Annotated in this window: 20 protein-coding genes; 9 read left to right on the forward strand and 11 right to left on the reverse strand. The window is 70.1% G+C overall.

Going from position 1 to position 26879, the window contains the following annotated elements; genetic code table 11:
* Window positions 1-3: 3 nt before the first annotated feature.
* The 5 genes from OZ403_RS14455 to OZ403_RS14475 all read left to right on the forward strand — a co-directional run bounded on the left by OZ403_RS14455 (window position 4) and on the right by OZ403_RS14475 (window position 6686).
* On the forward strand, window positions 4-1641 hold the full coding sequence (locus tag OZ403_RS14455; RefSeq protein WP_268784431.1) for an acetolactate synthase large subunit: 1638 nt from the start codon (window positions 4-6) through the stop codon (window positions 1639-1641).
* A gap of 35 nt (window positions 1642-1676) precedes the next feature.
* Entirely contained in the window at window positions 1677-3110 is a 1434-nt protein-coding gene (locus OZ403_RS14460) for an aldehyde dehydrogenase family protein (RefSeq protein ID WP_268784432.1), read from the forward strand.
* Window positions 3111-3373: 263 nt separating this feature from the next.
* Window positions 3374-4000 carry a YigZ family protein gene (locus OZ403_RS14465; protein ID WP_140790383.1) on the forward strand — a complete coding sequence of 209 codons (627 nt, stop codon included), beginning with the start codon at window positions 3374-3376 and terminating at the stop codon, window positions 3998-4000.
* A gap of 33 nt (window positions 4001-4033) precedes the next feature.
* A complete protein-coding gene (locus OZ403_RS14470) occupies window positions 4034-5368 on the forward strand; it encodes a replication-associated recombination protein A (protein WP_090495587.1) in 1335 nt (444 codons plus the stop codon).
* Between the two features lie 142 nt (window positions 5369-5510).
* Window positions 5511-6686 carry a TIGR03118 family protein gene (locus OZ403_RS14475; protein ID WP_268784433.1) on the forward strand — a complete coding sequence of 392 codons (1176 nt, stop codon included), beginning with the start codon at window positions 5511-5513 and terminating at the stop codon, window positions 6684-6686.
* 86 nt (window positions 6687-6772) lie between these two features.
* On the opposite strand, the gene OZ403_RS14480 is transcribed toward OZ403_RS14475, so the two are convergent.
* From OZ403_RS14480 to OZ403_RS14490, 3 genes are all read right to left on the reverse strand, one after another.
* Window positions 6773-7468, reverse strand: a complete 696-nt coding sequence (locus OZ403_RS14480) for a hypothetical protein (RefSeq protein WP_268784434.1) — start codon at window positions 7466-7468, stop codon at window positions 6773-6775.
* A gap of 136 nt (window positions 7469-7604) precedes the next feature.
* Window positions 7605-8492, reverse strand: coding sequence for an ATP-grasp domain-containing protein (locus OZ403_RS14485; RefSeq protein ID WP_268784435.1), 888 nt, complete (start codon window positions 8490-8492; stop codon window positions 7605-7607).
* Between the two features lie 147 nt (window positions 8493-8639).
* The gene (locus tag OZ403_RS14490) at window positions 8640-10454 is read right to left on the reverse strand and encodes an NUDIX hydrolase (RefSeq protein WP_237078289.1); all 1815 of its coding nucleotides are present in this window, start codon (window positions 10452-10454) and stop codon (window positions 8640-8642) included.
* Between the two features lie 189 nt (window positions 10455-10643).
* Here OZ403_RS14490 and OZ403_RS14495 point away from each other — a divergent pair, with 189 nt between their 5' ends.
* Window positions 10644-11789, forward strand: a complete 1146-nt coding sequence (locus OZ403_RS14495) for a proprotein convertase P-domain-containing protein (RefSeq protein WP_237078290.1) — start codon at window positions 10644-10646, stop codon at window positions 11787-11789.
* Between the two features lie 62 nt (window positions 11790-11851).
* Here the strand turns inward: OZ403_RS14495 and OZ403_RS14500 are convergent, their stop codons facing one another.
* From OZ403_RS14500 to OZ403_RS14535, 8 genes are all read right to left on the reverse strand, one after another.
* Entirely contained in the window at window positions 11852-13297 is a 1446-nt protein-coding gene (locus OZ403_RS14500) for an amidase (protein WP_268784436.1), read from the reverse strand.
* Between the two features lie 87 nt (window positions 13298-13384).
* Entirely contained in the window at window positions 13385-15586 is a 2202-nt protein-coding gene (locus OZ403_RS14505; RefSeq protein WP_268784437.1) for a peptidase domain-containing ABC transporter, read from the reverse strand.
* Window positions 15583-15798, reverse strand: coding sequence for a hypothetical protein (locus OZ403_RS14510; RefSeq protein WP_140790400.1), 216 nt, complete (start codon window positions 15796-15798; stop codon window positions 15583-15585). Before OZ403_RS14510 ends, OZ403_RS14505 begins: the two co-directional genes overlap by 4 nt.
* Window positions 15799-15892: 94 nt before the next feature.
* Window positions 15893-16105 carry a mersacidin/lichenicidin family type 2 lantibiotic gene (locus OZ403_RS14515; RefSeq protein WP_140790402.1) on the reverse strand — a complete coding sequence of 71 codons (213 nt, stop codon included), beginning with the start codon at window positions 16103-16105 and terminating at the stop codon, window positions 15893-15895.
* A 30-nt stretch (window positions 16106-16135) separates the two neighbouring features.
* Window positions 16136-16351, reverse strand: a complete 216-nt coding sequence (locus tag OZ403_RS14520) for a mersacidin/lichenicidin family type 2 lantibiotic (RefSeq protein WP_140790404.1) — start codon at window positions 16349-16351, stop codon at window positions 16136-16138.
* 90 nt (window positions 16352-16441) lie between these two features.
* Window positions 16442-16657, reverse strand: a complete 216-nt coding sequence (locus tag OZ403_RS14525) for a mersacidin/lichenicidin family type 2 lantibiotic (protein WP_140790406.1) — start codon at window positions 16655-16657, stop codon at window positions 16442-16444.
* Window positions 16658-16747: 90 nt separating this feature from the next.
* A complete protein-coding gene (locus tag OZ403_RS14530; RefSeq protein ID WP_140790406.1) occupies window positions 16748-16963 on the reverse strand; it encodes a mersacidin/lichenicidin family type 2 lantibiotic in 216 nt (71 codons plus the stop codon).
* Window positions 16960-20280, reverse strand: coding sequence for a type 2 lanthipeptide synthetase LanM family protein (locus OZ403_RS14535; protein ID WP_268784438.1), 3321 nt, complete (start codon window positions 20278-20280; stop codon window positions 16960-16962). The genes OZ403_RS14530 and OZ403_RS14535 overlap by 4 nt, the downstream gene beginning before the upstream one ends.
* Window positions 20281-20415: 135 nt before the next feature.
* Here OZ403_RS14535 and OZ403_RS14540 point away from each other — a divergent pair, with 135 nt between their 5' ends.
* The 3 genes from OZ403_RS14540 to OZ403_RS14550 all read left to right on the forward strand — a co-directional run bounded on the left by OZ403_RS14540 (window position 20416) and on the right by OZ403_RS14550 (window position 26871).
* The gene (locus OZ403_RS14540; RefSeq protein WP_268784439.1) at window positions 20416-22011 is read left to right on the forward strand and encodes a GMC family oxidoreductase; all 1596 of its coding nucleotides are present in this window, start codon (window positions 20416-20418) and stop codon (window positions 22009-22011) included.
* A 91-nt stretch (window positions 22012-22102) separates the two neighbouring features.
* Window positions 22103-25054: a DEAD/DEAH box helicase gene (locus tag OZ403_RS14545; protein WP_140790413.1), complete on the forward strand. Its 2952-nt coding sequence runs from the start codon at window positions 22103-22105 to the stop codon at window positions 25052-25054.
* Window positions 25051-26871: a DUF885 domain-containing protein gene (locus tag OZ403_RS14550; RefSeq protein ID WP_268784440.1), complete on the forward strand. Its 1821-nt coding sequence runs from the start codon at window positions 25051-25053 to the stop codon at window positions 26869-26871. Before OZ403_RS14545 ends, OZ403_RS14550 begins: the two co-directional genes overlap by 4 nt.
* Window positions 26872-26879 lie beyond the last annotated feature (8 nt).

The raw sequence follows: 26879 nt of genomic DNA on the forward strand, positions 1-26879 counted from the left end.
CCGATGAAGGCGGCAGACCTGTTCGTCAAAGCGTTGGAAGCGGAGGGCGTGCGCAGCGTCTTCGGGCTTCCGGGAGAGGAGAACCTGGACGTCATCGAGGCCATGCGGGCCGCGGGCATGCGGCTGGTGCTCACCCGTCATGAGCAGGCCGCGGGCTTCATGGCGGCCACGTATGGGCGGCTCACCGGCCGCGCGGGCGTCGTCCTGTCGACGCTGGGGCCCGGGGCGACCAACCTCGTCACTGCCGCCGCCTACGCGCAGCTCGGCGCCATGCCCATGGTGATGGTCACCGGACAGAAGCCCATCCGGGCCGGCAAGCAGGGCCACTTCCAGATTGTCGACGTGGTGGGGATGATGCGCCCGCTGACGAAGCTGACGCGCACGCTCGTTTCGGCGGAGCATGTCCCTTCGGCCGTGCGTGAGGCGTTCCGCCGCGCCGAGGAGGAGCGTCCCGGCGCGACGCACCTGGAGCTGCCGGAGGACGTGGCCCGGGAGTCGACCGACGCCGTGCTGCTGGCGCCCAGTGCCCAGCGCCGGCCCGTGGCGGACGAGGCGTCCATCGCGCTGGCGGTCGAGGCGATTGCTTCCGCTCGCCGGCCCTTGCTCATGATTGGCGCAGGCGCCAACCGCAAACTCACCTCGGAGATGCTCCGCGTCTTCGTGGACAAGACGGGCATTCCCTTCTTCAGCACGCAGATGGGCAAGGGTGTCGTGGACGAGGCGCATCCCCTGTGGCTGGGCACGGCGGCGCTGTCGGAAGGGGACTTCGTCCACCGCGCCATCGAGGCCTCGGACTGCATCATCAACGTGGGCCACGACGTCATCGAGAAGCCGCCGTTCTTCATGCGCGACAGCCGCCGCACGGTGGTGCACCTCAACTTCTCGTCGGCGGCGGTGGACCCCGTGTACTTCCCGCAGTTGGAGGTGACGGGCGACATCGCGAACGCGGTGTGGCGCATCGGTGAAGGACTGGGGCCTCGCGCGCACTGGGACTTCGCACCCTTCGAGAAGTTCCGCGCGGGACTCGCGGCGCAGCTCGCGCACGGTGGGGATGACGACCGCTTCCCCATCTACCCCGCGCGGCTCGTCGCCGAGCTGCGGCGCGCGCTACCGGACGACGGCATCGTGTGCCTGGACAACGGCATGTACAAGCTGTGGTTCGCTCGCTACTACCGTACGCGCCGGCCCAACACGCTGCTGCTCGACAACGCACTGGCGACGATGGGCGCGGGGCTGCCTTCGGCCATCGCGGCGAAGCTGGTGCATCCCCGCCGCAAGGTGGTGGCGGTCTGCGGAGACGGCGGGTTCATGATGAACTCGCAGGAACTGGAGACGGCCGTTCGGCTGGGCCTGGACCTGACGGTGGTCGTCGTACGCGACGACGGCTACGGGATGATTCGCTGGAAGCAGGGGGAGATGGGTCTGCCGGACTTCGGCATGGCGCTGGGGAACCCGGACTTCGTTCGCTACGCGGAGGCGTATGGGGCCCATGGCCACCGGCCGACCAGCGCGACGGAGTTCGGCGCCACGCTGGCTCGCTGCCTGTTGTCGAGCGGCGTCCACGTCATCGACGTGCCCATCGACTATTCGGACAACGCACGGGCGCTCGGCGCGGGCGCGGAGGAGCTCGCCGCGCTCTGAGGGGAACGGCGGTTCGCGAACACTGGAGGAACACCATGCTGGCTGAACGTTATTCGTACTACCTGGCCAACCGTCCCCGGCAGCCCAACGCGGAGCTGGCCGTCACCCATAAGTACTCGGGCGAGGTCGTGACGCACGTCGCGGTCGCGGATGTCGCGGCCGTCGAGGAGGCCATCGCCGCCGCCGTGCGCGCGGCCGAGCCCATGCGGAAGATGGCCCCGTACGCGCGGCAGGCCGTGCTCGAACACTGCGTGCGCCGCTTCCGCGAGCGCGCGGAGGAACTGGCACTGGCGCTCTGCATCGAAGCGGGCAAGCCGCTGCGCGACGCGCGGGGTGAGGTGGAGCGGCTCATCGACACCTTCAAGGCCGCCGCCGAGGAGGCCGTGCGCGGCGGGGGCGAGGTGCTGAACCTGGAGGTGTCGAAGCGCGCCGCGGGCTACCGGGGCTTCACCCAGCGCGTGCCGGTGGGGCCGTGCTCGTTCATCACCCCGTTCAACTTCCCGCTCAACCTGGTGGCGCACAAGGTGGCGCCTGCCATCGCCGCGGGCTGCCCGTTCATCCTCAAGCCTTCGGACCGCACGCCGGTGAGCGCGCTCATCATGGCGGAGGTCCTGGCGGAGACGGAGCTGCCCGAGGGGGCATTCTCCGTGCTGCCCGTGCGGCTGGAGGACATCGGGCCGCTCATCGAGGACGACCGGCTGAAGCTGCTCTCGTTCACGGGCTCGGAGAAGGTGGGGTGGGAGCTGAAGGCGCGGGCGGGCCGGAAGAAGGTGGTGCTGGAGCTGGGCGGCAACGCGGCCTGCGTGGTGGACGAGGCGCCGGGCGCGCCGCTGGACTTCATCGCGGACCGGGTGGCGCAGGGGGCCTTCTTCCAGGCCGGGCAGAGCTGCATCTCGGTGCAGCGCGTGCTGGTCCATGCGTCGCTCTACGATGCGCTTCGCGAGAAGCTCGTTGAACGAGCGAAGGCTCTGCGGCCGGGTAATCCGTCGGACGAGGCCACGACGCTGGGGCCCATGATTGACGAGCCCGCGGCGCGGCGCCTGGAGGACTGGATTCAGCAGGCCGTACAGCGTGGAGCGCGGGTACTCACGGGTGGCGGACGGCGGGGTTCGGTGCTCGATGCCACGGTGCTGGAGGCGGTGCCCGACGACGCCGCACTGAGTACCGAGGAGGCCTTCGGCCCGGTCGTCCTGCTCCAGCCCTTTGGCAGCTTCGACGAGGCCCTGGCCCAGGTGAACAGCGGGCGCTTCGGACTCCAGGCGGGCATCTTCACGCAGGACCTGTCGCGGGCGATGAAGGCCTGGGACGAACTGGAGGTGGGCGGAGTCGTCGTGGGCGACGTGCCGAGCTTCCGCGTCGACACCATGCCCTACGGGGGCGTGAAGGGCTCGGGCATCGGCCGCGAGGGCGTGAAGTACGCCATCGAGGACATGACAGAGCTTCGGTTGCTGGTGCTGCGTCAGGCGTGAGCGCCCGGAGACGCTCCCTTCGAAAGGGTACGAAGCAGTCGCGTGCGAAGGGGCATGCACCCACTTCAGTGAGGTGAGTCGACGGGCCAAGGACCCCACGGAGGCCGCGGGGCCAGGGGCGCCACGTCGAGTTTCAGTCTCGGTGACGACCTTTTACGTGCTGCCTTCTTCGGAGCGCTGCTTCGTGAAGTAGAAACCACCCACGTGGGGAACGTCTTCCCCGCGCGCGCTCAGCTTGAGACACTGCGCCAGCCACCGCACCCATGGACGAGAAGCGCTACCCCATCCCGGCCGGGCTCCACCGGGTGGAGCAGGACATCCAGAAGAGCCGCTTCATCACCACGGCCGCCCATACGCCTACCGTGGAAGAGGCGAAGGCCTTCATCGCCCGCGTCCGCGAGGAGTTCGCCGACGCCACCCACAACTGCTGGGCCTTCGTCGTCGGGCCTCCGGGCTCCACCGCCCAGGTGGGCATGAGCGACGACGGCGAGCCCCATGGGACGGCCGGCCGCCCCATGCTCACCGCCCTGCTCCACGGGGGCGTGGGCGACGTGGCCATGGTTGTCACCCGGTACTTCGGTGGGACGCTGCTCGGGAAGGGCGGGCTGGTGCGCGCCTATACGGCTGGCGTCCAGCAGGCGCTCGAAAGCCTCCCCACCACGGAGCGTGTGCGCAAGACCCGACTGGCCGTCGAGGTGGAGTACACCCACGTCGATGGGTTGCGCCGCCTGCTGCCGTCCTACGAGGTGCAGGTGCTGGCGGAGGAGTATTCGGCCACCGTGGGGTACCGGCTGGAGCTGCCCGTCACCCAGGTGGAGCCCCTGCGGACCGCGTTGAACGACCTGACATTGGGACAGGTGCTCGTCGAGCCGCTCGATTCGGACGATTGACCCTGGGCCACGGAGGGGAGAGCCTGCGGCCCGATGAGCGCTGGCCCCGACCTCTTCTCCGCCTCCGTCGACGTGAATCGCTTCGCGCCCCTGGCGGAGCGGATGCGGCCTCGCACGCCTGACGAGTTCATCGGCCAGTCCCACCTGCTGGGCCCGGGCCGTCCGCTGCGCCAGCTCATCGAGCGCAAGGCCATCGTGTCCTCCCTCTTCTGGGGGCCCCCGGGCGTGGGCAAGACGACGCTCGCGCGGATGATGGCCACCGGCGTGGACGCGGAGTTCGTCATCCTCTCCGCCGTGTCGGACGGCATCCCCCGCATCCGCGAGGTGGTGGCCGAAGCCGAGCGCCTGCGCAACCAGTACAGCCGCCGCACCGTCCTCTTCGTCGACGAGATTCACCGCTGGGCGAAGAACGTGCAGGAGCAGGCGCTGCCCCACGTGGAGAGCGGCCTCTTCGTCCTCCTGGGCGCCACCACGGAGAACGTCAGCTTCGAGGTCCGCCCCGCGCTCGTCAGCCGGTGCCGCGTGTTCCAGCTCAAGGAACTCACCGTCGCGGACATCCAGTCGGCGCTGACGCGGGCGCTCGGTGACTCGAAGCGGGGCTTGGGCGCGCGCAACCTGACGGTGGGGGAGGAGGCGCTGACGCTGCTGGCGAAGGGCGGCGTGGGTGACGTGCGCAAGGCGCTGGGCGCGCTGGAGCTGGCGGCCAGCCTCACCGCGGACGGCGCGGAGATTACGCCCGAGACGGCGCGCGAGGCAGTGGGCACCAGTCTGTCCCGTCACGACAAGGACGGCGACCAGCACTACGACTTGCTGAGCGCGCTGCAGAAGTCGTGCAGGGGCTCCAACGTCCAGGGCGCCGTCTTCTGGGCGGCGAAGCTGCTCCAGACGGGCGACGTGGCGTCACTGTGGCGACGGCTCAAGGTGATTGCCGTGGAGGACGTGGGCATGGCGATGCCAGAGGCCATCAGCATCGTGCGTGACTGCGAGGAGGCCTTCCACGCCATGGGCATGCCGGAGGGGCGCATCTGCGTGGCGCACGCCGTCGTCCTGCTGGCCACGGCGAAGAAGAGCAACCGTGCCTATGCGGCGCTGGACGCGGCGATGGCGGCGCTCCAGGAGCATCCCAACGCGGAGCCTCCACTCCACATCCGCAACGCCCCCACCGAGCTGATGAAGGAGCTGGGGCACGGCAAGGGCTACCAGACACCCTGGAACTTCAAGGACCACTACGTGCCCGGGCAGACGTACCTGCCCGCCCCGCTGGAGCGTTCCGTCTTCTACCGCCCGAGCAAGGAAGGCTACGAGGCGGAGATTCACGAGCGCATGAGCCACTGGTGGCGCGAGGACAAGGCGTCCCGAGGCGAGTAGCGCAGGCAGCCCCCGAGGGCCGGACTTTGCCGTCCGGTGCGCAATGCTCCTGGGCAGCAGTGCCGGTTGTTCATCCGAAGACGCCCTCCCAACTTGTTGCTCAATGAGCACGCGGCGGTTCGCCGTCTCAGAGGGGGACATCATGATGAACACTCGCAGGTCCATGTTGACGCAAGGTGTGTTGTCCGCGGCGGTCGCGGTCCTCGCGGTCCCGGTCGCCAGGGCGGCAATGCCACCCGCGCCGCCGGCTGACTGCTCGGTGGCGGGCGGCTACACACAACGCAACCTCGTGGCCAACAGTCCGGCGCTTGGCGCCGAGCATGTCGATCCGCACCTCGTCAACGCCTGGGGGCTTGCCTTCAACCCGATGGGCGTCTCGTGGGTGGCGAACGCCGGCACGGGCACCTCAACGCTCTATGACGGCAACGGGGTTCAGCAGCCCCTCATCGTGGGCATCCCCGCGCCGCCAGGCGTGGCCGAGATGGGAGAGCCCACCGGCGTGGTGTTCAATGGCTCGGAAGCATTCGTCGTGACGGGGACAGGCGTCTCGGGGCCCGCTCGCTTCATCTTCGTCACGGAGCAGGGCGTCCTGGCCGCCTGGGCACCCGCGGTGGACGAGGCCTGGGCCAAGATCGTGGCAGACAACTCCGGGATGGGCTCTGTGTACAAGGGGCTGGCGATGGCCGGCACCGGAGCGGACGCCATGTTGTACGCGGCGGACTTCCGGAACGGTCGAATCGACGTCTTCAACTCCAGCTTCACGCCCATGCCGATGCCGGGCGGCTTCGCGGACCCGTCACTGCCCGCCGGCTACGCGCCCTTCAACATCCAGAACATTGAGGGCACCCTCTATGTCTCGTATGCGCAGCAGGACGAGGAGCGTTCGGATGATGTCCCCGGCGTGGGCGCGGGCTACATCAACGCCTTCGACATGAACGGGCAGCTGCTGCGGCGGTTCGCTTCTCAGGGCGCGCTCAATGCGCCGTGGGGAATGGCCCTGGCGCCGGCGGGCTTCGGGCAGTTCAGCAACCACCTGCTGGTGGGCAACTTCGGGGATGGCGCCATCAACGCGTATGACCCTGCCTCAGGCGCCTGGGCAGGCGCGCTCACTCGGCCGGACGGGCAGCCTGTCAAGGTCGACGGACTCTGGTCCTTGCACTTCGGCACTGGCGTGCAGGGCCTACCCGCCGAGGCGCTCTTCTTCACGGCGGGGCCCGCGGACGAGGAGCAGGGACTCTATGGCCGGCTCGACATGGCGCCCACGTGTCCGCAGGGACTGCCCCCGTGGAAGGCGCCTCGCGGGCCTGAGGCGCAGTGAGCGGGATGCGGGCATGGCGGCGCGGGCCGGAGCACGGTGCTCCGGCCCGCGCTGTCACGTGGGGCGCTGCGAGGTGAAGGCGCGTCTCAGGGCTGCTGTGAGCCGCTGCCTCCGTAGCCCTGGTCCTGCAACTGCTGCCAGCGCGCCTTGGCCTGATCTTCGCGCTGGAGGTTGGCGTCCACCTGGCGCTGCTGATCCGCCGCCTTTCGTCGGGCGTCGGCGACGGCGCTGGAGAAGTCCCCTGGGGACAACTCTTTCGCCCGGACGTCCGCGTTGGCGTTGACGGCTTCGTACTTCGCCTGTTCGAGCTGGGCGTCGGCCACGTCCAGCTCCCGCTGGCGCATGACCTCCAGCGACTTCAACGTCGTCACCGCGTCGTCGCGCCAGGCCGTCTCCGCCTCGGCCAGGGTGAGGGCGTGCTGGGCCGTGCAGGCGGCGTTCTGGGCCCGCTCGAGGGCCGCGACGTCACCCGTTGCCTGCGCGGCCTCGAGCGCTGCCTCACTTGCTTCGTGGCGGGACTTCGCGGCGTCCTCGTTGCGTTGGGCGACTTCTCGCTCCGTCTCGGCGTCCTGTCTGGCCACCTGGGTGCGGGTGATCTGCTCCCGGGCATGGTCCTCCGTGAGCTGCGCCTCGCGCACGTTTCCCAGCTCGCCGGGTGGGACGCGCGCCACCCATTGCTTGTCCACCTTCGCGCTGGAGCGATGGGAGGCACAGCCTCCCAACAGCATCACGGCCGTGCCGGCCATCCCCAGGTACATGCGACGCCTGCCTGGCTGCGCCATGCCTTCCTCCCGGTCATAGGGTCCTGTCCGAAACTGTGCGCATCCGGGGGGAGGGTGAAAGCAGCGGCGCACCGCTCGGCGCGTCACACGCCCCTGCCCACGGGGCAGGGTCCGCGCGAGCACGCCGAACGCCGCGCTAGCGAGGGTCGAGCAGGGCCTCGAAGAGCGTGCGTGGGTCCAGCCCGGGTGGCAGTCCGGAGACGCCGCCGTCGTTCACCTCGACCACCGCCCAGCCCCCGTCCTGGAGCATGGCCACGTCCAGGGTGAGGAAGGGCGAGTCGATGCGCCGGGCCAGGGGCTCGAAGCCGGTGAAGTCCGGCACGTCGACGTCGAGCTCGTGGTACGGCTCGGCGGCGAGGAGCCGGCCGCTTCCGAAGAAGAGCCGGAACTCGAGGTGGGCCGGGCCCGCGGGTGTCCGTCCGTACGTCTTGAAGGGGAGGAACTTCCGGACGACGAGGCCCCGCTCGAAGCGGTCTCCGCGCTCATCGACGAGGTTGGCGCAAATCTGTTCGAAGCGCGCCTGCGTCGTGCCCTCGGGGATGAAGCAGGCTTCATCCCAACGCTCCTTGGCCGACTTCACGTGGTCCTTCACCAGCCAGGGTTGCGAGCCGAGCGCCTGGGCCGCGTGCCAGGCTTCCGCCGCGTCCATGCCCTCCGTCCAGACGCTGCGCGCCGTGTAGCGGGAGAGCTGGGGGTACCAGTTGGGCAGGTAGAGCGCCGCCGCGTACTGCTCGGGCGTGGTCGTCAGCCGGTGCCCCAGGGCGGACACGGCTTCGTCCAGCGCCATGTACTCCTCCTCCGTCAACATCCAGCCGCGGTAGAGGAGCCGGAGCCTGCCGCGCTCCGGGAGGGTGGACAGCGCCTGCTCGGCATTGCCGGAGAGCAGGGCGCCCAGGTCTGCCTGGTAGGTGTCGACCCCCAGCGCTTCGGCCGCGTCGGCCTCCACGTCGAAGGGGTCGTCCTGGGTGGGATTCCGGCCGAAGAGGATGGCGCGCGCGTGAGACGGACGTCGGGAGCCTGGCATCCAGAAGCCTCGCATCAAGGGTGGCGGTGTGTGGGGGGCACCTCCGACGCGTGCGCGCGCGAACCCTGACACGGCCAGATGACGCCCTGGCCGGAGCGCTCTGTCCCGGTCCCCGCGCGGATTTCGCGGGGACCGGAAGCGGGACGCTCAGTCCCCCAGCGCGTCGTACCGGACCAGCCGGAAGCGGGCGCCCTGCGCCTCGCGGATGCGCGCCGCCAGCTTCTCGTGCAGCTCCGGCGTCCAGGCGCTCCACCGCTGGAAGAAGGCCGCGGTGGCCGCCTTGTCACCGCCGTGCTGGAGCGCGAGCACCTTCTCCAGCAGCGACGTCACGACGGCTGGGTACTTGTCGTACTGGATGCTCAGGCGCGCCGTCTGCGGGTCCGCCTGGAGGAGGCCGTGCTCCAGGAACCAGTTGAACTGCACCAACTGCATGCGCTGGTAGGGCTGGTCCTCGCGCGGGCGCACATTCTGGAGCGTGCGGCGGATGCCGGAGGCCTGCACCGCGCGCAGCCCGGCGGCGTCGAGCGTGCCCTTCTTGTGGAAGTCATGCAGCGAGAAGAGGCTCACCAGGTCCGCCTTCATCTCCTCCACGGCGCCCGCGTAGTCCTCCAGCGCGTCGTCCAGCGTGCGCCCCTTCTGGTCTCGGTCCGGCCCCAGGTAGTGGCCCACTTCGTGCCACAGGGTGCGCTGGAAGTTGCCTTCGGAGACCAGCTCCCGGACGTGGGCGTCCGCCACCGCGGCGCGCCAGATGCGCTCGTCGGACGCGAACAGGTCCGGGTTCCGCATGATGTTCTCCCGCAGGAGGATGGTGCGGCCGTAGCGACGCGCGGCGAGCGCGTCGTTGGGGAGGATGCTCGCGGTGTTGGTGCCGCGCGACTGGCCGAAGTCGGCGATGACGTCGTAGACGCCCACGGGGATGTCCTCGCGCACGCGCTTCTTCGCGGCGTAGGGCAGCGCGTCCTCCACCGCTTGGAGCCCGCCCAGGCGCTTGCGCAGCTCCTGCGTGGCCGACTCATTGCTCAGCAGCACCGACAGGCTGTGGAACGCCTTCACACCGAAGAGCGCGTCGTCATACGTCTCATACGCGCCCAACTGTACGTTGAGCTTCTGGAAGCGGCCCGTCACCCAGGCCGCGTCGCCGCTCTCGTAGTCGTTGGTGAGCAAGTCCCGCGCGCGGTTGCGCAGGTAGCGCGCCAGCTCCACGTCGCTGGCCTCCAGCCGCTGCGCCGCGCGCATCACCAGCCCGTAGGCCTTCACCAACTCCGGCCCATAGGCCACGGCATAGGGCACCGCGTAGAGCGCCTTGGCGTCGGGCCGCTTCGCCTTCGCTTGCAGGGCCTGGCGAAGGCCCGGATGCAGCGTGTCCAGCACCGGGTGCGTCTGGAGGACCTTCACGTCCTGGCGCAGGTTGGCCGCCGTGGCGCGGCGGACCACCGTCTTCTCGCTCAGAAGGGACTGGCGCTCGCCGGGGTTCGCGGCCAGGAATGCGTCCACCTCCGCCCGCGTGACGTCCACCGGGTACACGTTGCGCGCGGCCACCTGCGCGTCCACTGGGAGGAACGCCTCTCGCGCGTTGCTCAGGGTGCTGGCGATGGGGCCCTGGTACAGGCGGTACAGCGCGAGCAGGTCCTGCGTGCGCTTGGGGCCGCCCAGCTTCTTGTCCAACGCTTCCAACTTCGCGAGTGCCGGGAGCGCCTGGTGGTGGCGCGAGGACTCGTAGAGGCCCTGGAAGATGGCGCCCACCTCCAGCAGGTCCTTCACCGCTGCCTGCTCGTCGGGCGTGAGGCGGGAGAGGTCCGGCGACAGGCGGACCTCCTGCGTCTTGGCGAGGACTTCGGCCACTTTCTCCTCTGGCCAGTAGCCCGGAGGCAGGGCGGGGGAGGGACGGCTGGGGGCGGCGGCCTGTGCCGACAGCGCCAGGAGGGCGGCGGCGCCCAGGGACAGCGCGTGGGGGATTCGCATGGCGCGCAAGACTGCCACGGAGGTGGGCGTATTCCCCACGGCTTCGGTTGGATTGCGTCACGCACGAGTGACGTCCTGTGCGCCGGGCAAGTCTTGCGCTACATGGTGCGCATGAAACTCAAACTTCACTTGTTTCTTTCGCTATCCACGTTTCTCCCGGCGCTGATCAGCTGTGGTGCCCCGACGTCCATGGACGCCGAGCACGAGGCCGTTGAGCTCGGGACGCAGACGCAGGCGCTGGCCACGGGGACGCCCGCTGGCGAGGGCGTGCTGTCCTTCCTCAACGAATACTCCATCTCCCTCTCCGTGCTCGACCAGGAGGTGCCGCTGAACGCCCTGGCGGCGCAGGCGCTGATTGACTTCCGCGAGGGGCCGGACGGCGTGCTCCGCACGGGTGATGACCGCCGCTTCGTGAGCATCGAGCAGGTGGACGCGGTGCCATACGTGGGCCCCGCGGCGCTCGCGGCGCTGGAGGCGTACGCCAAGGGCACGGGCCGCGTGGAGCTGCCGGTCGATGGGCACGTGGGGACCTTCCACGGCGTGGCCTTCAACATGGCCGAGGCCCGCCGCGCCATCCACGCGGCGAACACGGAGAGCGCGTCGAATCTGCAGACGCTCTTCGGCATCCCCGCGGCGGCGGTGCAGAGCCTGGTCGCGGCGCGTCCCATCCTCCACATGGTGCAGTTGTCGCGGCTGACGAACGTGAATGCCGTCACGATGGGACAGCTCAAGGCTCACACGCAGCAGGCGGCCGAAGGTGACCCGTGCACGGGCCCTGGCATCTGTCAGCCCGGGCTCATCTGCGAGGGCCGGCCCGGTGACGGCTCCAGCCCCTACGGCCGCTGTGTCGACGCTTCGTACCTCTCCGGCAACGGGGACGTGTGCTCCCGCTTCGTGGCGTGCCCGTCGGAGAAGCTCATCTGCATCGGCCTGGCGTCGGGCTGGGTGGAGGGCTACTGCGCCCCGGCGTGGATGGGCGCATCCTTCATCGAGTACTCGGACCTGCGGCTCCAGTCGACGAACCCGCTGGTGACGGCGCCGCTCACCGTGGTGGGGCTGGCCACCGTGCCCATGGACATCAACGTGGAACTGGACGTCGTCCACACCGCGCCGCACCGGCTGGTGCTGACGCTGGAGGACCCGGGTGGTGAGACGGCCCTGCTGTGGGATGGCCCGAACGAGGGCACGCCGCCCTCGCGCATCGTCGTGACGCGGGGCATCCCGCGCGACGGCGTCATCAACGGACGTTGGAAGCTGCACGTCGCCAACCCGTCCGGCGTGGGCAGCGGCACGCTGCGCTCGTGGACGCTGAAGCTCACCAGCCGCTACGACTGAGCCAGTGTATTCGCGGTGGGCCCCCGCGGTTCTTCAGGGGCCCACCGCGCGTTTCACGGTGGCTACGCGGGCCGGGTGACGTGCACTGGAGGCCGCCGCTGGGCCCAGGGCCGCGCCTGCTCGAGCTGTCCCGCCAGTTGGAATAGCGTGGCCTCGTCGGCATACCGGCCGGCGAACTGGACGCCGATGGGCAGGCCCTCCGCGCTCCAGTGCAGCGGCACGGACATGGCGGGCTGCCCGGTGACGTTGAACAGCGCGGTGAAGGGGCAGTGGCCGAACGCGTGGTCGTACCACTCGCGGGCCGTTCGGGGCGCGTTGGCGTCCAGCAGGCCCAGTGGGAAGGGCGGCGCCGCCACCGTGGGCGACAGCAGCACGTCGTACTTCTCGAAGAAGAGCCCCACCTTCCTCGACACGAAGTTGAATACGCCGAGCGCCCGTTGAAGGTCCGTGGCCGTCAACGCCTGGCCGTGGCGTACTACCGCCCACGTGGTGGCTTCGAGCGAGTCCGGTTCGGCCTCGCGCCCGGAATAGTGGCTGGCCATCGCCACGAGGGACGCAATGGTCGCGGACCAGACGGTGGTGACGGCCTCGTGCAGCAGGAGGCCGTCATGGGCGGGCGCGTCTTCGGTGACGTCGTGGCCCAGTTCCTCGCACAGGCGCGCCGCCAGTCGCGCGGCTTCGATGCACTGAGGGCTCACCGGGCCCCCCATGGGCGAAGCCGTCATCAGCGCGATGCGCAGCCGGCCAGGCGTGCGGCCCACTTCCTCCAGGTACGGGCGCCGTGGGGGCGGCGCGAAGTAGGGGTCCCCGGCCTCTGGCCCTTGGGTGGCGTCCAGTACCGCCGCGCTATCGCGCACGGTGCGCGACAGCACGTGCTCGATGCCCATGCCGCAGATGAAGTCGCCGGAGTTCGGTCCCAGCGAGTTGCGGCCCCGTGTGGGCTTCAGCCCGAAGACGCCGCAGAGGGAAGCGGGGATGCGCAGGGAGCCGCCGCCGTCGTTGCCATGCGCCACCGGCACGATGCCTGCCGCTACCGCCGCCGCCGAGCCACCGCTGGAGCCGCCCGGGCTGCGTCCCACGTCCCACGGGTTGCGAGTGGGGCCGTGGAGGAGGGGCTCCGTGGTGGCGTTGTTTCCGAACTCGGGGGCATTCGTCCGGCCCAGCAGGACCAGTCCCGCGCGCCGGTAGCGCGCCATCAATGCACTGTCGTAGGGGAACACCGTTCCCTGGGTCAGCCGGCTCCCGAGGTCGGTGGGGACGCCCGCCGCATGCACGCCGATGTCCTTGATGAGGAAGGGCACGCCCCGGAAGGGGCCGTCGGGGAGGCCTTGCTTCAGCGCTTCGTGTGCCTGGGTGTCGCGCGTGTCGATGACGGCGTTGATCGCCGGGTTGACTCGGTGGATGGCCTCCACCGCCACCCGGAGCAGCTCCTCGGGCGTGACTTCCTTCCGACGTACCAGCTCCGCCAATCCCACTGCGTCAAAGCGGCTGTAGTCATCCAGGTTCATGAATCCCTCACAGGCGCCGGTGGACATGCGGCGGACCGGGCACGGGAAGCAGGATACCCATGAGTCCCGGGTAGTGCTCCAGGCGCCTCAGCCCACCGCCTGGGTGCGCTCCTCCCGTTGCGCATTCACCAGGGACGCGTAGGCGCCCTGGCGTTCCAGCAGCTCCTGGTGCCGACCCACCTCCACCACCCGGCCTGCCTCCATGACGAGGATGGTATCGGCGTTGCGCACCGTGCTGAGCCGGTGGGCGATGACGACGCGCGTGCACTTCAAGGACGCCAGCGCCTGCTGCACGTGCGCCTCGGTGGTGGCGTCCAGGGCGCTGGTGGCTTCATCCAACAAGAGGATGGCGGGCCTGCGCACCAGGGCGCGGGCCAGGGCCAGTCGCTGCCGCTGGCCGCCGGACATGGAGAGGCCCCGGTCCGTCAGCGGCGTGTCGTACTGCATGGGCATGGCCATGATGTCGTCGTGGATGTGGGCCAGCTTCGCGGCCTCCACGACACGGTCCATGTCCAGGTCCGGGTCGCTCAGGGTGATGTTCTCCCTCAGCGACGCGTTGAAGAACGAGGCATCCTGCAACACCACGCCCAACTGGTTGCGCACCGCGCGCAGGTCCAGCTCGCCCAGCTCCGCGCCGTCGTACCGGACGTGTCCGGAGGTGGGCAGGTAGAGCCCCAGCAGCAGGTGCGCCAGGGTGCTCTTGCCCGCGCCCGAGCGGCCGACGAGCGCCACCATCTGCCCCGGCTCCACGCTGACCGACACGCCCTGCACCACCCAGGCGGAGTGGGGGTTGTAGCGGAAGCGCACGTCCTCAAGGTTAACGGCGCCGCGCAACGTGGGCGCGCGCCCCTGGTGCGCCGCGTCGCGCTCGGGGGGCGTGTCCAGCACGTCGTTGATGCGCTCCAGGTAGGTGCTCAGGAACTGGAGCTGCCCGCCGGTGCCCAGCAGGTTGGACAGGGGCACCAGCAGCGCGGTGGCCAGCGCGTTGATGCTCAGCATCTGTCCCAGGGACACCGCGCCGTCCAGCACGCGCCACGCGCCCACGCACAGCAATACCAGCGGGGACACGCGGCGCAGCGTGCCCGTCAGCGCGTCCAGCCACGCGGAGAGGCGGCCTCGCTCCAGCTCCACGTTGAGCAGGTCCACGTAGAGGTTGGAGTAGCTGCCCACCATGCGGCCCTCCACGCCGAAGGCCTTGAGCGTCTGCATGCCGGACAGCATGGCCATCAGGTAGCTCTGGCTGCGCACGCCCATGTCCAGGCTGCGCGACAGCTGGCTGCGTTGTTTGGCCCGGGGCAGTGCGAACACCAGCACCTGCAACAGGCCCAGTCCCACCACCAGCAGCCCGAGCGACGCATCCGCCACCAGCAGCAGGCCCAGGTATAGGAGCACCAGCGCCCCGTCGAGCGCGCTGGACAGCAGGCCGGTGGAGAGCAGATCGCGGATGGCCTGCTGCGAGCCCAGCCGCGTGAGCAGGTCGCCCGCGGGCCGGAGCTGGAAGAACGGGTAGGCCAGGCTCACCAGGTGGTCCAGCAGCCCTTGCGTCATCTGCGAGTCCAGCCGGGTGCGCAGCTCCACCAGGAGCTGTCCGCGCACCACCGACGAGAGCAGCTCGAAGAGCAACACGCCCGCGAGCGCCGCGGACAACACGCCCATCAGGGAGTAGTCCTGCCGGGGCACCACGCGGTCCACCACCATGCCGGTGAGCATCGGCACCGCCAGCGTCAGCACCTGGAGCACGGCGGACAGCGCGAGCACCTTTGCCAGTGTGCCGGCCTGTCGCTTCACCAGCGGCACCAGGTAGCGGTACGGCCCGCGCCGCGATTGGCCCGGCTGGAAGTCCTCGGACGGCTCCATCAGCAGGGCCACGCCGGTGAAGCACTGGCTGAACTGCTCCATGGACACGCGGCGGCGGCCCTGGTCGGGGTCCACCACCTCGACCCAGCCGCGGCCCAGGCGTTCGAAGACGACGTAGTGCGTGAAGCGCCAGTGGAGGATGGTGGCCGGAGGCAGGAAGGGCAGCCGGTCCAGGTCCACGGAGATGGCGCGCACGCGCAGGCCCAGCTTCTGGGCCGCGGCCTTCAGCGACTTCGCGCTGGCGCCGTCGCGTCCGGGGCCCGTCAGCTCGCGCACCGCCTCCAGGCTCATTTCGCGGCCGTGGTAGGCCAGCACCATGGCCAGACAGGCGGCGCCGCAGTCCGTCATCGTCATCTGCCGCACTTCGGGCACGCGCTTGCGCAGGCCGAGTCGCCACCGGCGCTGGGGCTGCTGCGGAGCCTCGGCCGTCATGGCGACACGTTTCCTTCCGGGGCAATGAGCGCCGGCCACGCCAGGACACCGAGCGCCAGCGCGAGGCCAAAGACGAACAGGAGCGCGAACGTCCACCGCGTCCACCGGCCACCGATGCGCAGCAGGTCACCCTCGTCCTGCACGACGCGCTGGTAGTGCGCCAGGGCTTCCTTGCGGAAGATGGAGGGTCGGCCGTCGGTGGGTGGCTGCATCGCAGGGGACGTTAGCGCATGGGGGAGGGGACTGGCCTGGGACTGAGCCAGTCCCCCCAGGCTCGGTTCAGGACCGAGCCCTAACGCATTGTCATTAGAGGCAGTGATACGGCGGGCACGGCGTGCAGTAGTAGCTGCCGAACTGCTCGCAGGTGTCCGCGCCCGAGATGTTCTCCAGGACCTCGTCGCTCAACTCCAGCTCGGCGGCGGGGTTGGCGGGCAGGGACGCGCGCTCCTCCGACGACAGGCTGTTGAAGTACTCGGGGTCACGCCACGCACGGAGGATGTGTTCCTTCTTCTGGCTCATGACTTCTCCTGGGCAGGAAAGGGGTTTGAATCAGAGACAGTGGTACGGCGGGCACGGCGTGCAGATGGCGCTGGACTGACCGGGCTTGCAGCCACAGCCGCCGGTGATGCTCTCCAGGACGTCGTCGCCCAGGTCCAGCTCGGCGGCGGGATTCGCGGGGAGCGCGGCGCGCTCCTCGGCGGTCAGGCTGTTGAAGTACTCGGGGTCACGCCACGCACGGAGGATGTGGTCCTTCTTCTGGCTCATGACTGCTCCTGGAAAGGGCTGGGGAAACAACCTCCGCGGTGGCCAGCCCACCACCGTGGAAGAGGGGGATGATTCGAAGACGGCCTCGAATCAGAAGCAGTGCCGCGGCGGGCACGGCGTGCACTGGGGGCTGGACTGGCCGGGCAGGCAGAAGTCGCCGCCGGTGATGACCTCCAGGAGGTCGTCCCCCAGCTCCAACTCGGCGGCGGGGTTGGCGGGCAGGGATGCGCGCTCCTCCGACGACAGGCTGTTGAAGTACTCGGGGTCACGCCACGCGCGGAGGATGTGGTCCTTCTTCTGGCTCATGACTGCTCCTGGAAAGGGCTGGGGAAACAACCTCCGCGGTGGCCAGCCCACCACCGTGGAAGAGGGGGATGATTCGAAGACGGCCTCGAATCAGAAGCAGTGCCGCGGCGGGCACGGCGTGCACTGGGGGCTGGACTGGCCGGGCAGGCAGAAGTCGCCGCCGGTGATGACCTCCAGGAGGTCGTCCCCCAGCTCCAACTCGGCGGCGGGGTTGGCGGGCAGGGATGCGCGCTCCTCCGACGACAGGCTGTTGAAGTACTCGGGGTCACGCCACGCGCGGAGGATGTGGTCCTTCTTCTGGCTCATGACTGCTCCTGGTCACGGCTGGAGGGACGGCCATCCGGGGTGCCCAGCCCTTCACCTCGGACGATTCGTGGAGGCGCGACCGTCAGCAGCGAGGGCAACCGCTCCGGCATGGCCAGCCGCGCCAGTCCGTAGGCGATGCCCGCCAGGCCCACCATCATGCCCGGCGTCTCCGTGCTGCCTTGCAGGCCGAAGAGGTAGCCGTGCTCGGAGATGCCGCGCAGGATGCCGCCCGCCACCGCGTTCGTGCGCTCCTGGAGCTTTGAGTCCCCCAGCGTGGCCGCCGCTTCCAACAGGAAGTCCGCGTTGCCCAGGTCGCCGTGACACAGACCGTGGTTGCGTCCGAAGCCCCGAGCCAGCGTGGAGTCCAGCGCGATGGCAATCTCCTCGCGCACCGCGGCGTCGTCCACGAAGGGGAGCCCGGACAGTCGTGCCAGGCCGATGCCGGGGGCGCCGGTACACCAGGCCCAGAGGAAGTGCTCCGCGCCTTCCGCCGCCGCCAGTTCCTTCGCGCCCACGCGCAGGTCGGGCCAGTTGCGCTCCTCGGGCGTGTAGAGCCCGCGCTCGAACTCCATGCCCGCCACCGCGGCGTCACGCAGGCGCGTATCGCCCGTCCGCGCGAACAGCCGCAGCAGCGCCAGGCTGATGCCGGCGGCTCCGTGCGCCATGCCTGCGAGGTAACGGTTTCCGGCGGCTTCGCAAATCCAGGCCGCGCCTCGGGCCTGGGGCGTGGACGTCTCCAGCAGCCGCTGGCCGCAGGCGTCCACCGTGGCCCACAACGTGTCCGACGGGCGGTGCTCACCGAGCACCAGCAGCGCCAGCAGGCAGCCCGCGGCGCCCGCGCCCACGTCCAACACCGTGTCCTTCTCCACCAGGGGCCGCAGCCGCCGTACGTATCCGGCGGCTTCGTCCAAAAGGGCGTCGTCCTTCCAAAGCACGCCCAGGTGCGTCAGCGCGTAGAGGATGCCGCCCCAGCCGTTGAGGATGCCCAACCCCACCACGCCGGCGGGCTCCTCCGCGAGGAGGCGCGCCTGGGTGCGCAGCGTGGCCCGCGCCAGCCGCGTGAAGCGCGCGTCTTGCGTGACGTCCCCCAGGTAGCCCAGCGCGAGCGCGATGCCAGCACGGCCCTGGAACACGTCCGGCCCTGGCGAACCGAGCCTCCATCCGCCGTCTCCCGCATCCAGGCCGAGCCAGTGCGCTTCGTCACGGCGCTCGAAGGCCAAGGGCAGCAGCCGTTCGCCCGCGCGTCGTGCTTCCGCGAGCAACGCGTCGCGGAGGCCCGGCTGGGTGTGCTCCCTGAAGGGATACGTCGGACGCGCCACCGTCTGCGAGCTCAGCAGCAGGACATCCAGCGAGCGCTCCAGTACCCAGCGCTGCCGCGTCTGGTCCTCCGGCGACAGGCCCTTCAGCCGGCGGCGCACGCGCGCCATGCCCGTCTCCTGGAAGAAGTCCGGCAGGCGCTGGCCCGAGCCCGCCTCCAGGTCCTTCGAGTCGGCGCGCGCGGTGAAGTACGGCAGGTCTCCCCGCTCCAACTGCTCCGTCTCCAGGGGCACGAGCGCCGCGAAGTCCGGGACAGGCACCACGGCGCGCCACAGGTGGTCGAAGAAGCGTTGGCGCTCGAGCCCATCCGTCAGCACGTGCGGGTGGTAGCTCTCGAAGAGGAGCGCGCCATACACCGCCGTGTTGCGGAAGAGGATGCGCATGGGCACGGGCGCGAAGGCGGCCAGCGGCCCGTCCTCGGCGAGCAGCGCCTCGCGGTGCTCCAGCAGCAGGCTGTACATGCGGGTGAAGCCGTCGGCCAGCGCGTCGCGGTAGGCCAGGACGGGCGCGGTCTCGCCCTCCAGGCGCGGCAGGTTGTTGGACCCGGGTAGCTCCACCGGACGCCGCTCGAAGCGCATCCGGTCCGTTCCTCGCTCCGCCGTCATCAAGTAGGCCTGCGGCGTGAGCTGACCTGCACGAGCGCCCAGTCCGCTCAGGTCCACCCCGGCCTTCTTGCGCGTGCCCCAGAACTGCTGCGGCAGCAGTCCGCTGCGTAGCACCGACACCGGCGGCGCCTCTACCGCGTGCTCGGAGTCTCGAAGCGTGCGCGTGCCTGACAGCGGGTGGAAGAGCGTCTCCACGTCCACCAGCACCGGGTGCTCACCGGCGGCGATGAGGTTCTCGAAGTGCAGGTCCGTGCCGTCCAGCGCGTGCATCAGCGCGACGTAGGCACCCTGGCGTTCGTAGAAGCGCCGGACCTCCTCCGTCGACGCGCACGGCGCGGGGGCCACGTACTCCATCCACCCGTACTCGCCCCGGTCCAGCGCCTCCGCGCCCTTCATGACGGGCGTGGCGCCGCGCGCGTTGAGCCACGTGAGGAGTTGCTGGAGCCCGGCCTCTGCTCCCAGCGAGCGCGGCTTGTAGACGATCCGCAGCCCGGACTCGAAGCGGAGGATGAAGACGCCCTGACCGCCCCGGTGCGGATCGGAGAAGCCGCCACGTGCCTCCACCAGCGCGCCGGGAGACTGGCCCGCGTTGAACCGCTGCCAGAGCAGGGGCGCGTCGCGTGTCAGCCGCTTCATCAGTCCCAGGCAGTTGGACTCCCACTCCGCGATGCGCAGGACGACGCAGCGGGCCAGCACGGGGTAGCGCTCCAGGATGTCCAGGGCGAACCGCGGCTGGCGCAGCCGCTTCGTGAAGTCCTGGAAGCGCGCCTCCGGTGTGTCTCCCGCGAGCAGTCCCTCCAACTGGGCGGCATGGAGCTCCACCACCATGGCGCGGCCCAACGCTGGTGCCAGCACTTGGGGCAGGTGGCCCAGCATCGTGGAGACGACGACGCTCGGCTCCAGGTCGAGCCCAGGCGCGGCGTGCTTCAGGGGCTTCAGCGCGGCGGTGAGCTGCGTCACGGCGCGCGACACCAGCGGCTCCACCAGGGGCAGGAAGGCCGAGCGGTCCGGGCCCTCCGTGCGCTCGGGCCAGATGACGGGCGCGTGCGAGGGCTCCGCGTAGGCTCGCTCCAGCACCTGCACCCAGCCGGGGACTTCAGCAGGCGTGGTCCAGGGTGCCTCGGCGGGCACCTCCAGCAGCATGAGCAGCTCCGTCTCTGTCAGCCCAGAGGATTGCAATCTGCGCTGCCACCAGTCCGCCTGTCCGAAGGGCTCCTGCTGACGCCACGCATCCAATCGCTTGCGCGCCGCGGCGGATGCATCGGGTTGCGTCGTACTGGTTTTGAGAGTGAATACGGCTCGCTCGGCGAGTGTGGTGGCCCGTGCCCAGCGTGCGAACCGCGACGGAGCGTTGGCTCCCGGCGTCGCCTCGTCCTGCCTCTGCGTGATTTCCACGCGTCCTCTCGTTTCCTGGGCAAAGCCCGGTGAGCTGGCTTCGTTGGAGTATCAGGGAGACGACTGTGATACAGGTAAGGCATTTCGTCTTTGCATGTCAATGCTGAGCGCCCGTGTCCGCATGGCATGCAATACATGCGGGAAGGTGGGAGTGATTTGTACGACGCACTCATCATCGGCAGTGGCGCGGGCGGCGGGCCGCTGGCGTTGAAGTTTTCCCAGGCAGGGCTTCGCGTGCTGGTGTTGGAGCGAGGCCCGCGGCACTCGCCGCGGGAATACGCGCACGATGCGACGGGGTTGGGGCCGCAGGACCTCATCCCCCGCGTCGAAGACGACCCACATACCGTGGTGACACGGAAGACGTCCGTGCCGCTGCGCACCGCGCTGGGCTGGACGGCCAGCTGCGTGGGCGGCGGCACCGTGCACATGGGTGGATATTTCTATCGCTTCCATCCGGATGACCTGCGCATGCGCAGCCGTTTCGGTGACTACGAGGAGCTGGCGGACTGGCCTTATGACTACGCCGCGCTGGAGCCCTGGTATGCCGTGGCGGAGCAAGAGGTGGGCGTCTCCGGGCTCGCGGGTGTGAATCCTTTCGAGGGACCTCGCTCGACACCGTTTCCGCTGCCTCCGCTGGATGCGCATCCCCTGGCCGCCGCGTTGGAGGAGGCCTGCGCGCGGCGGGGGCTGCATGCCTTTTCAACGCCGCGCTCCATCAACTCGCGGCCCTATCAGGGGCGCCCCGCGTGCGCTTACTGCCTGGAGTGTTCCGGCCTGGGATGTCCGGTGGGCGCGCGAGGAAGCTCGCAGGCCGCGCTGCTGCCTCGCGCCGAGGCCACGGGCCACTGTGAGGTCCGCGCGCGGTGTCATGTCCGCGAAGTCACGGTGGGGCCGGATGGCCGCGCCACCGGGTGCGTGTACCTGGACGCGGAGGGGCAGGAGCACCGCGTGACGGCCCGCGTGGTGTGCGTGTGCTGTTCGTCCGTGGAGTCCGCGCGGCTCTTGTTGCTGTCGCGCTCGCCGCGCTTTCCCAACGGGTTGGCGAATGGCAGCGGGCGGGTGGGGCGGCACCTCCAGTTCCACGCCGTCACCATGGCGCAGGCGCGCCTGCCGCGCGACCGCCTCCCCGGTGCGCTGCTGGAGAATCCGCACCCGTTCATCGGCCGCTCGGTGATGGACCACTACTTCCTGCCCGATGGCGTGTCGGACCTGCCCAAGGGCGGCATCCTCCGCTTCGGACGCGGGCCGCCCGTGCCCGAGTCCCGGGACGGGGCGAAGGCGTCGGACGTGCTCTTCTGCGAGGTGTTCCACGACTTCCTCCCGAACGCCGGAACCTTCGTGGAGCTGGACCCGGAGGTGAAGGACCGGTGGGGGCTGCCGGTGGCGCGCATCCACCTGGACCGGCCACGGCACCACGTCCGCGCGGGGCAATGGCTGCTGGCGCGCACCTTCGAGTTGTTCCGCGACTTGGGCGCCGAGGAGTGTGTCCCCCTCATCGTGGGCGGCACCTCGTCGTACCTGGTCCAGGGGACGTGCCGCGCCGGAGACGACCCGGAGACGTCGGTGCTGGACGGCCACTGCCAGACGCACGAGGTGGACAACCTGTTCGTGGTGGACGGCAGTTTCATGCCCACCTCCGGCGGGGCGGCCCCCACGTTGACCATCCTGGCCAACAGCTTCCGGAGCGCGGACCACATCGTCCGCCGCTTCCAGGCGGGGGACTTCGCCTGAGCCGGGGCAGGGGGAGGCCGCCTGCCACGCGACGGTACGCGCTCATGGCCGTTGCGCGACGCATCCTCGGGGCGTAGGGAAACAACGCCCCATGTCCGCCACCGCCCAACTGCTCGAAACCGTCCGGAAGGAAGCCAAGCCGGGAATCTGGTCCAACGGCGTGAACCTCGCCCGCTCCGGAGCCGTGGTGCTCCAGTCCCAGAAAGGGGGCGAGCTGGAGCTGAGGGTGCGCGCCAAGGGGCGCCCGGTCGCTCTCACGGTCGTCCTGTACCCGAACGACGACGCCTGGGAGTGTGACTGCCCCAGTCAGGTGGACCCCTGCGAGCACGTGGTGGCGGCGGCCATCTCCATCCAGCAGGCGGAGAAGCAGGACACGCCCATGGAGACGGCGGCCACCCGCTGGGCCCGCGTCGTCTACCACTTCACCCGCATGGACGGCGGCCTGGAGCTTCGCCGCTCCATTGTCCAGGTGGACAGCACGGAGACGCCGCTGGAGGGCAGCCTGACGTCGCTGATGGCCCGGCCCGCGGAGGCCGCGAAGCTCCAGGTGGAGAACGCGGACCTGCTGGCCGACCGCATCCTGGAGCAGCGGCGCACGCGCGGCACCCTGGCACCGGAGACGCTGGAGGCGGTGCTCAAGGTGCTGGAGTCGGCGCGCAACGTGCTGCTCGACGGGCGCCCGGTGGCGGTGTCCGACGAGCAGGTGCTGCCGCGCGCGGTGGTGGAGGACCGCAGCGGCCAGATTGTGGTGACGGTGACCAAGGACCCGCGCATCCAGGAGGTGGTCAGCCCCGGGGTGGCGCTCGCGAGTGACACGCTGGTCCGCCTGGGCGAGACGTCCATGTCCGGCCCGTGGCTGCAGAACCTGCCCATCGTCCGCACGTACTCGGCGGACCACCTGGGGGACCTGACCTCGAAGATCATGCCCGAGCTGGGGCGCCGCCTGCCGGTGGAGGTCCGCAGCAAGCGGCTGCCGCGCCTGGACCGCGAGCTGAAGCCGCGCATCCTGCTGGAGCTGAACCAGCTCGACGCTGGCTTGTCCGTACTGCCCACGCTCGTCTACGGCGCGCCGCCGGTGGTGCGCATCGACAACGGGCGCATGGTGTACCTGCGCGGCGCGGTGCCGCTGCGCGACGAGTCCGCCGAGCAGCGCCTCATCCACCAGCTGCGCGACGAGCTGAACCTGGTGCCTGGCCGCCGGCTGACGGTGCAGGGCTCGGAGATGGTGCGCTGGGCGGACAAGCTGCGGCGTTGGCGAGGCGACCTCGCCGGTGACGCGGCGGGTCTGGTGAGTCCCGACGTCAAGCTGCGCCCGTCGCTCCATCTGGAGTCCAGCGTCACGGGGCAGGGCGTCCCCGACGTGCGCTTCCAGCTCTCCTTCCAGGTGGAGGGGGCCAAGGGCGAGGTCAAGGCCGTGGACGCCGCCGCCGTCATCCGGGCTTGGACGGAGGGGCTGGGGCTGGTGCCGCTGGACGGTGGTGGCTGGGCGCCGCTGCCCCGGGCCTGGCTGGACAAGCACGGTCAGCGCGTGGCGGACCTGCTCAACGCGAGGCAGGAGGATGGGAAGGTCTCCAACCACGCGTTGCCGGAGCTCACCGCGCTGTGCGAGACGCTGGAGCAGCCTCCTCCGCCGGGCCTGGACCGGCTGGCGCCGCTCATCTCCGGCTTCGAGAAGCTGCCCCCGCCCGAGCTGCCCGCGGAGCTCAACGCCACGCTGCGCCAGTACCAGCTCCAAGGCGTCAGTTGGCTGGGCTTCCTGCGCGGCGCGGGGCTGGGCGGCATCCTGGCGGATGACATGGGTCTGGGTAAGACGCTCCAGACGATTTGCGCCCTGGGGCCCGGGTCGCTCGTGGTGTGCCCCACCAGCGTGCTGCCCAACTGGGCCGCGGAGCTGAAGCGCTTCCGCCCGTCGCTCAAGGTGTGCGTGTACCACGGGCCCGGCCGCGCGCTGGAGCCGTCCGCCGACGTGACGCTCACCACCTACGCCATCATGCGCCTGGACGCGGCGGTGCTCGGCGCGAAGACGTGGGACTCGCTGGTGCTGGACGAGGCGCAGGCCATCAAGAATCCGGACAGCCAGGTGGCGCGCGCGGCCTTCGGGCTCAAGGCGAACTTCCGGCTCGCGCTCAGCGGCACGCCGCTGGAGAACCGGCTGGAGGAGCTGTGGAGCCTCATGCACTTCACCAACCCGGGCCTGCTCGGGGGGCGCAAGCACTTCGAGGACAAGATTGCCCGGCCCATCTCCGAGGGCCGGCAGGACGCGGCCGAGGGGCTGCGGCGCCGCATCCGTCCCTTCGTGCTCCGGCGCCTGAAGCGGGATGTCGCGCCCGAGCTGCCGCCGCGCATCGAGTCCGTCATGCACGTGCAGATGGATGAGCGTGAGCGCTCCGTCTACGACGCGGTGATGGCGGCCACGCGCAAGGAAGTGGTGGCCCTGCTGAACGAGGGCGGCAGCGTGCTGAAGGCGTTGGAGGCCCTGCTGCGGCTGCGTCAGGCCGCGTGTCACACCGCGCTCGTTCCGGGCCAGCGGGCCAACACGTCGTCCAAGGTGGAGACGCTGGTGGACGCGCTGGAGACGGCCGTCTCCGAAGGCCACAAGGCGCTCGTCTTCTCGCAGTGGACGTCGCTGCTGGACCTCATCGAGCCGCGCCTGAAGGCGGCGGGCATCGGCTTCGGCCGGCTGGACGGCACCACGGCCAACCGCGGCGAAGTCACCGAGCGCTTCCAGTCCACGGAAGGTGAGCCGGTGCTGCTCATGTCCCTCAAGGCGGGCGGCACGGGCCTCAACCTCACGGCGGCGGACCACGTCTTCCTGGTGGACCCGTGGTGGAACCCGGCGGCGGAGGCGCAGGCCGCGGACCGCGCCCACCGCATTGGCCAGGAACGCACGGTGATGGTGTACCGGCTGGTGTCCCAGGGCACCGTGGAGGAGCGCATCCTGGGGCTCCAGGAGAAGAAGCGGGCCATCTTCGAGGCGGCCCTGAGCGAGGCCGCCGCCGCGACGGCCATCACCCGTGAGGATTTGCTCGAACTCTTCTCATGACGCGCGCAGTCCTTCTCTTCGCAGTGGGGTTCCTCACGATGCTTCCCGAATCCGCCGACGCCCGGCCCCAGGCCGCCGCCACGCTGCACGCGCTCATCCAGCAGGAGTGGCAGTACCAGCTGGAGCACAGCCCGACGTACGCGTCCGTGCAGGGTGACCGGCGCTGGAACGACCGCTGGGATGACCTGAGCCTCAAGTCCATCGAGGCGGACCACCAGCACAACCTCCAGGTGCTCGCGAAGCTGAAGAAGGTGGACCGAAAGGCGCTCTCCGCCGCGGACCAGCTCAACTACGACCTGTTCCGCCGCGACTACGAGACGTGGGTGGAGGAGCACCGCTTCAAGACGTATCTGATGCCGGTGAACCACATGGGCGGCATCCCGGAGGGCATCAAACAGCCGCCGGGCGTGCAGACGGCCTACCAGCTCGCGGACAACCTGCGCTTCGAGACGGTGAAGGACTACGAGGACTGGGTGGCCCGGCTCCAGGGCTTCGGCACCTACGTGGACCAGGTGCTGGCGCTGCTGCGCGAGGGACTGCGCGAGAAGCGCATCCATCCCCAGGTCGTCCTCCAGCGGATTCCGCCGCAGGTGGCGAAGCAGCTCGTGGCGGACCCGGCGGACAGCGGCTTCTTCGCGCCGTTCCGCCGCTTCCCCAAGGGCATTGCCTCCGCGGAGCAGCAACGCCTGTCCGCGGCGGGCCGCGCGGCGATTGCGCAGGGCGTGCTCCCCGCGCTGAAGCGCTTCCACCAGTTCCTCACCGAGGAGTACGTCCCGAAGGGCACGGAGGTGGTGGGCATCTGGCAGCTCCCCGACGGCGCGGAGCTGTATGACTTCCTCGCGCGCAAGTTCACCACCACGGGTCTGGGCGCGGAGGAGATTCACGCGCTCGGCCTGGCCGAGGTCCAGCGCCTGCGCGCGGAGATGGAGGCGGTGAAGGTCCAGACGGGCTTCAAGGGCACGCTGGCGGAGTTCTTCCGCTTCCTGCGGACGGATGCGCGCTTCTATGCGCGGGACGGGGACGAGCTGCTGATGCGCTACCGGGCCTTGTCCAAGCGCATCGACCCGCTGCTGGTGCGGCTGTTCAAGACGCTGCCCCGGCAGCCCTATGGCGTGGAGCCGACGCCGGAGGCCATGGCTCCGGACGCGACCACCGGCTTCTATTACCCAGGGGCGTCGGATGGCTCGCGGCCGGGCACGTACCTGGTGAACCTGTACCGGCCGGAGACGCGTCCCCTGTGGGAGATGGTGCCGCTCACGCTGCACGAAGCCGTGCCCGGTCACCACCTTCAGACGGCCCTGGCCGCCGAGCAACCCGGCCTGCCCGAGTTCCGCCGCTACGGCTACTACGTGGCCTATGGCGAAGGCTGGGCGCTCTACTGCGAGACGCTGGGCGACGAGCTGGGCCTGTACTCCAGCCCCTACGACAAGTTCGGCCAGCTGGCCTACGACATGTGGCGCGCGGTGCGGCTCGTCGTCGACACCGGCATGCACGTGAAGAAGTGGACGCGGCAGCAGGCGCTCGACTTCTTCATGGAGAACTCACCGCGCCAGGAGCTGGACACCACCAACGAGATTGACCGCTACATCGCCTGGCCGGGGCAGGCGCTGGCGTACAAGGTGGGGCAACTCAAGATTCGCGAGCTGCGCACGCGCGCGGAGCAGGCTTTGGGCCCGAGCTTCGACGTGCGCGAGTTCCACGACGTCGTGCTGCTCGACGGCGCCCTGCCGTTGGACATCCTGGAGGCGCGGGTGCAGGCGTGGGTGGCGGCGCGGCAGCATGAGGCCGCCGCGCCGAAGCCTCCGCGCGCGCCCTGAGGCGCGCG

The organism is Myxococcus sp. NMCA1 (assembly GCF_026810205.1).
Lineage (GTDB): Bacteria > Myxococcota > Myxococcia > Myxococcales > Myxococcaceae > Myxococcus > Myxococcus xanthus_A.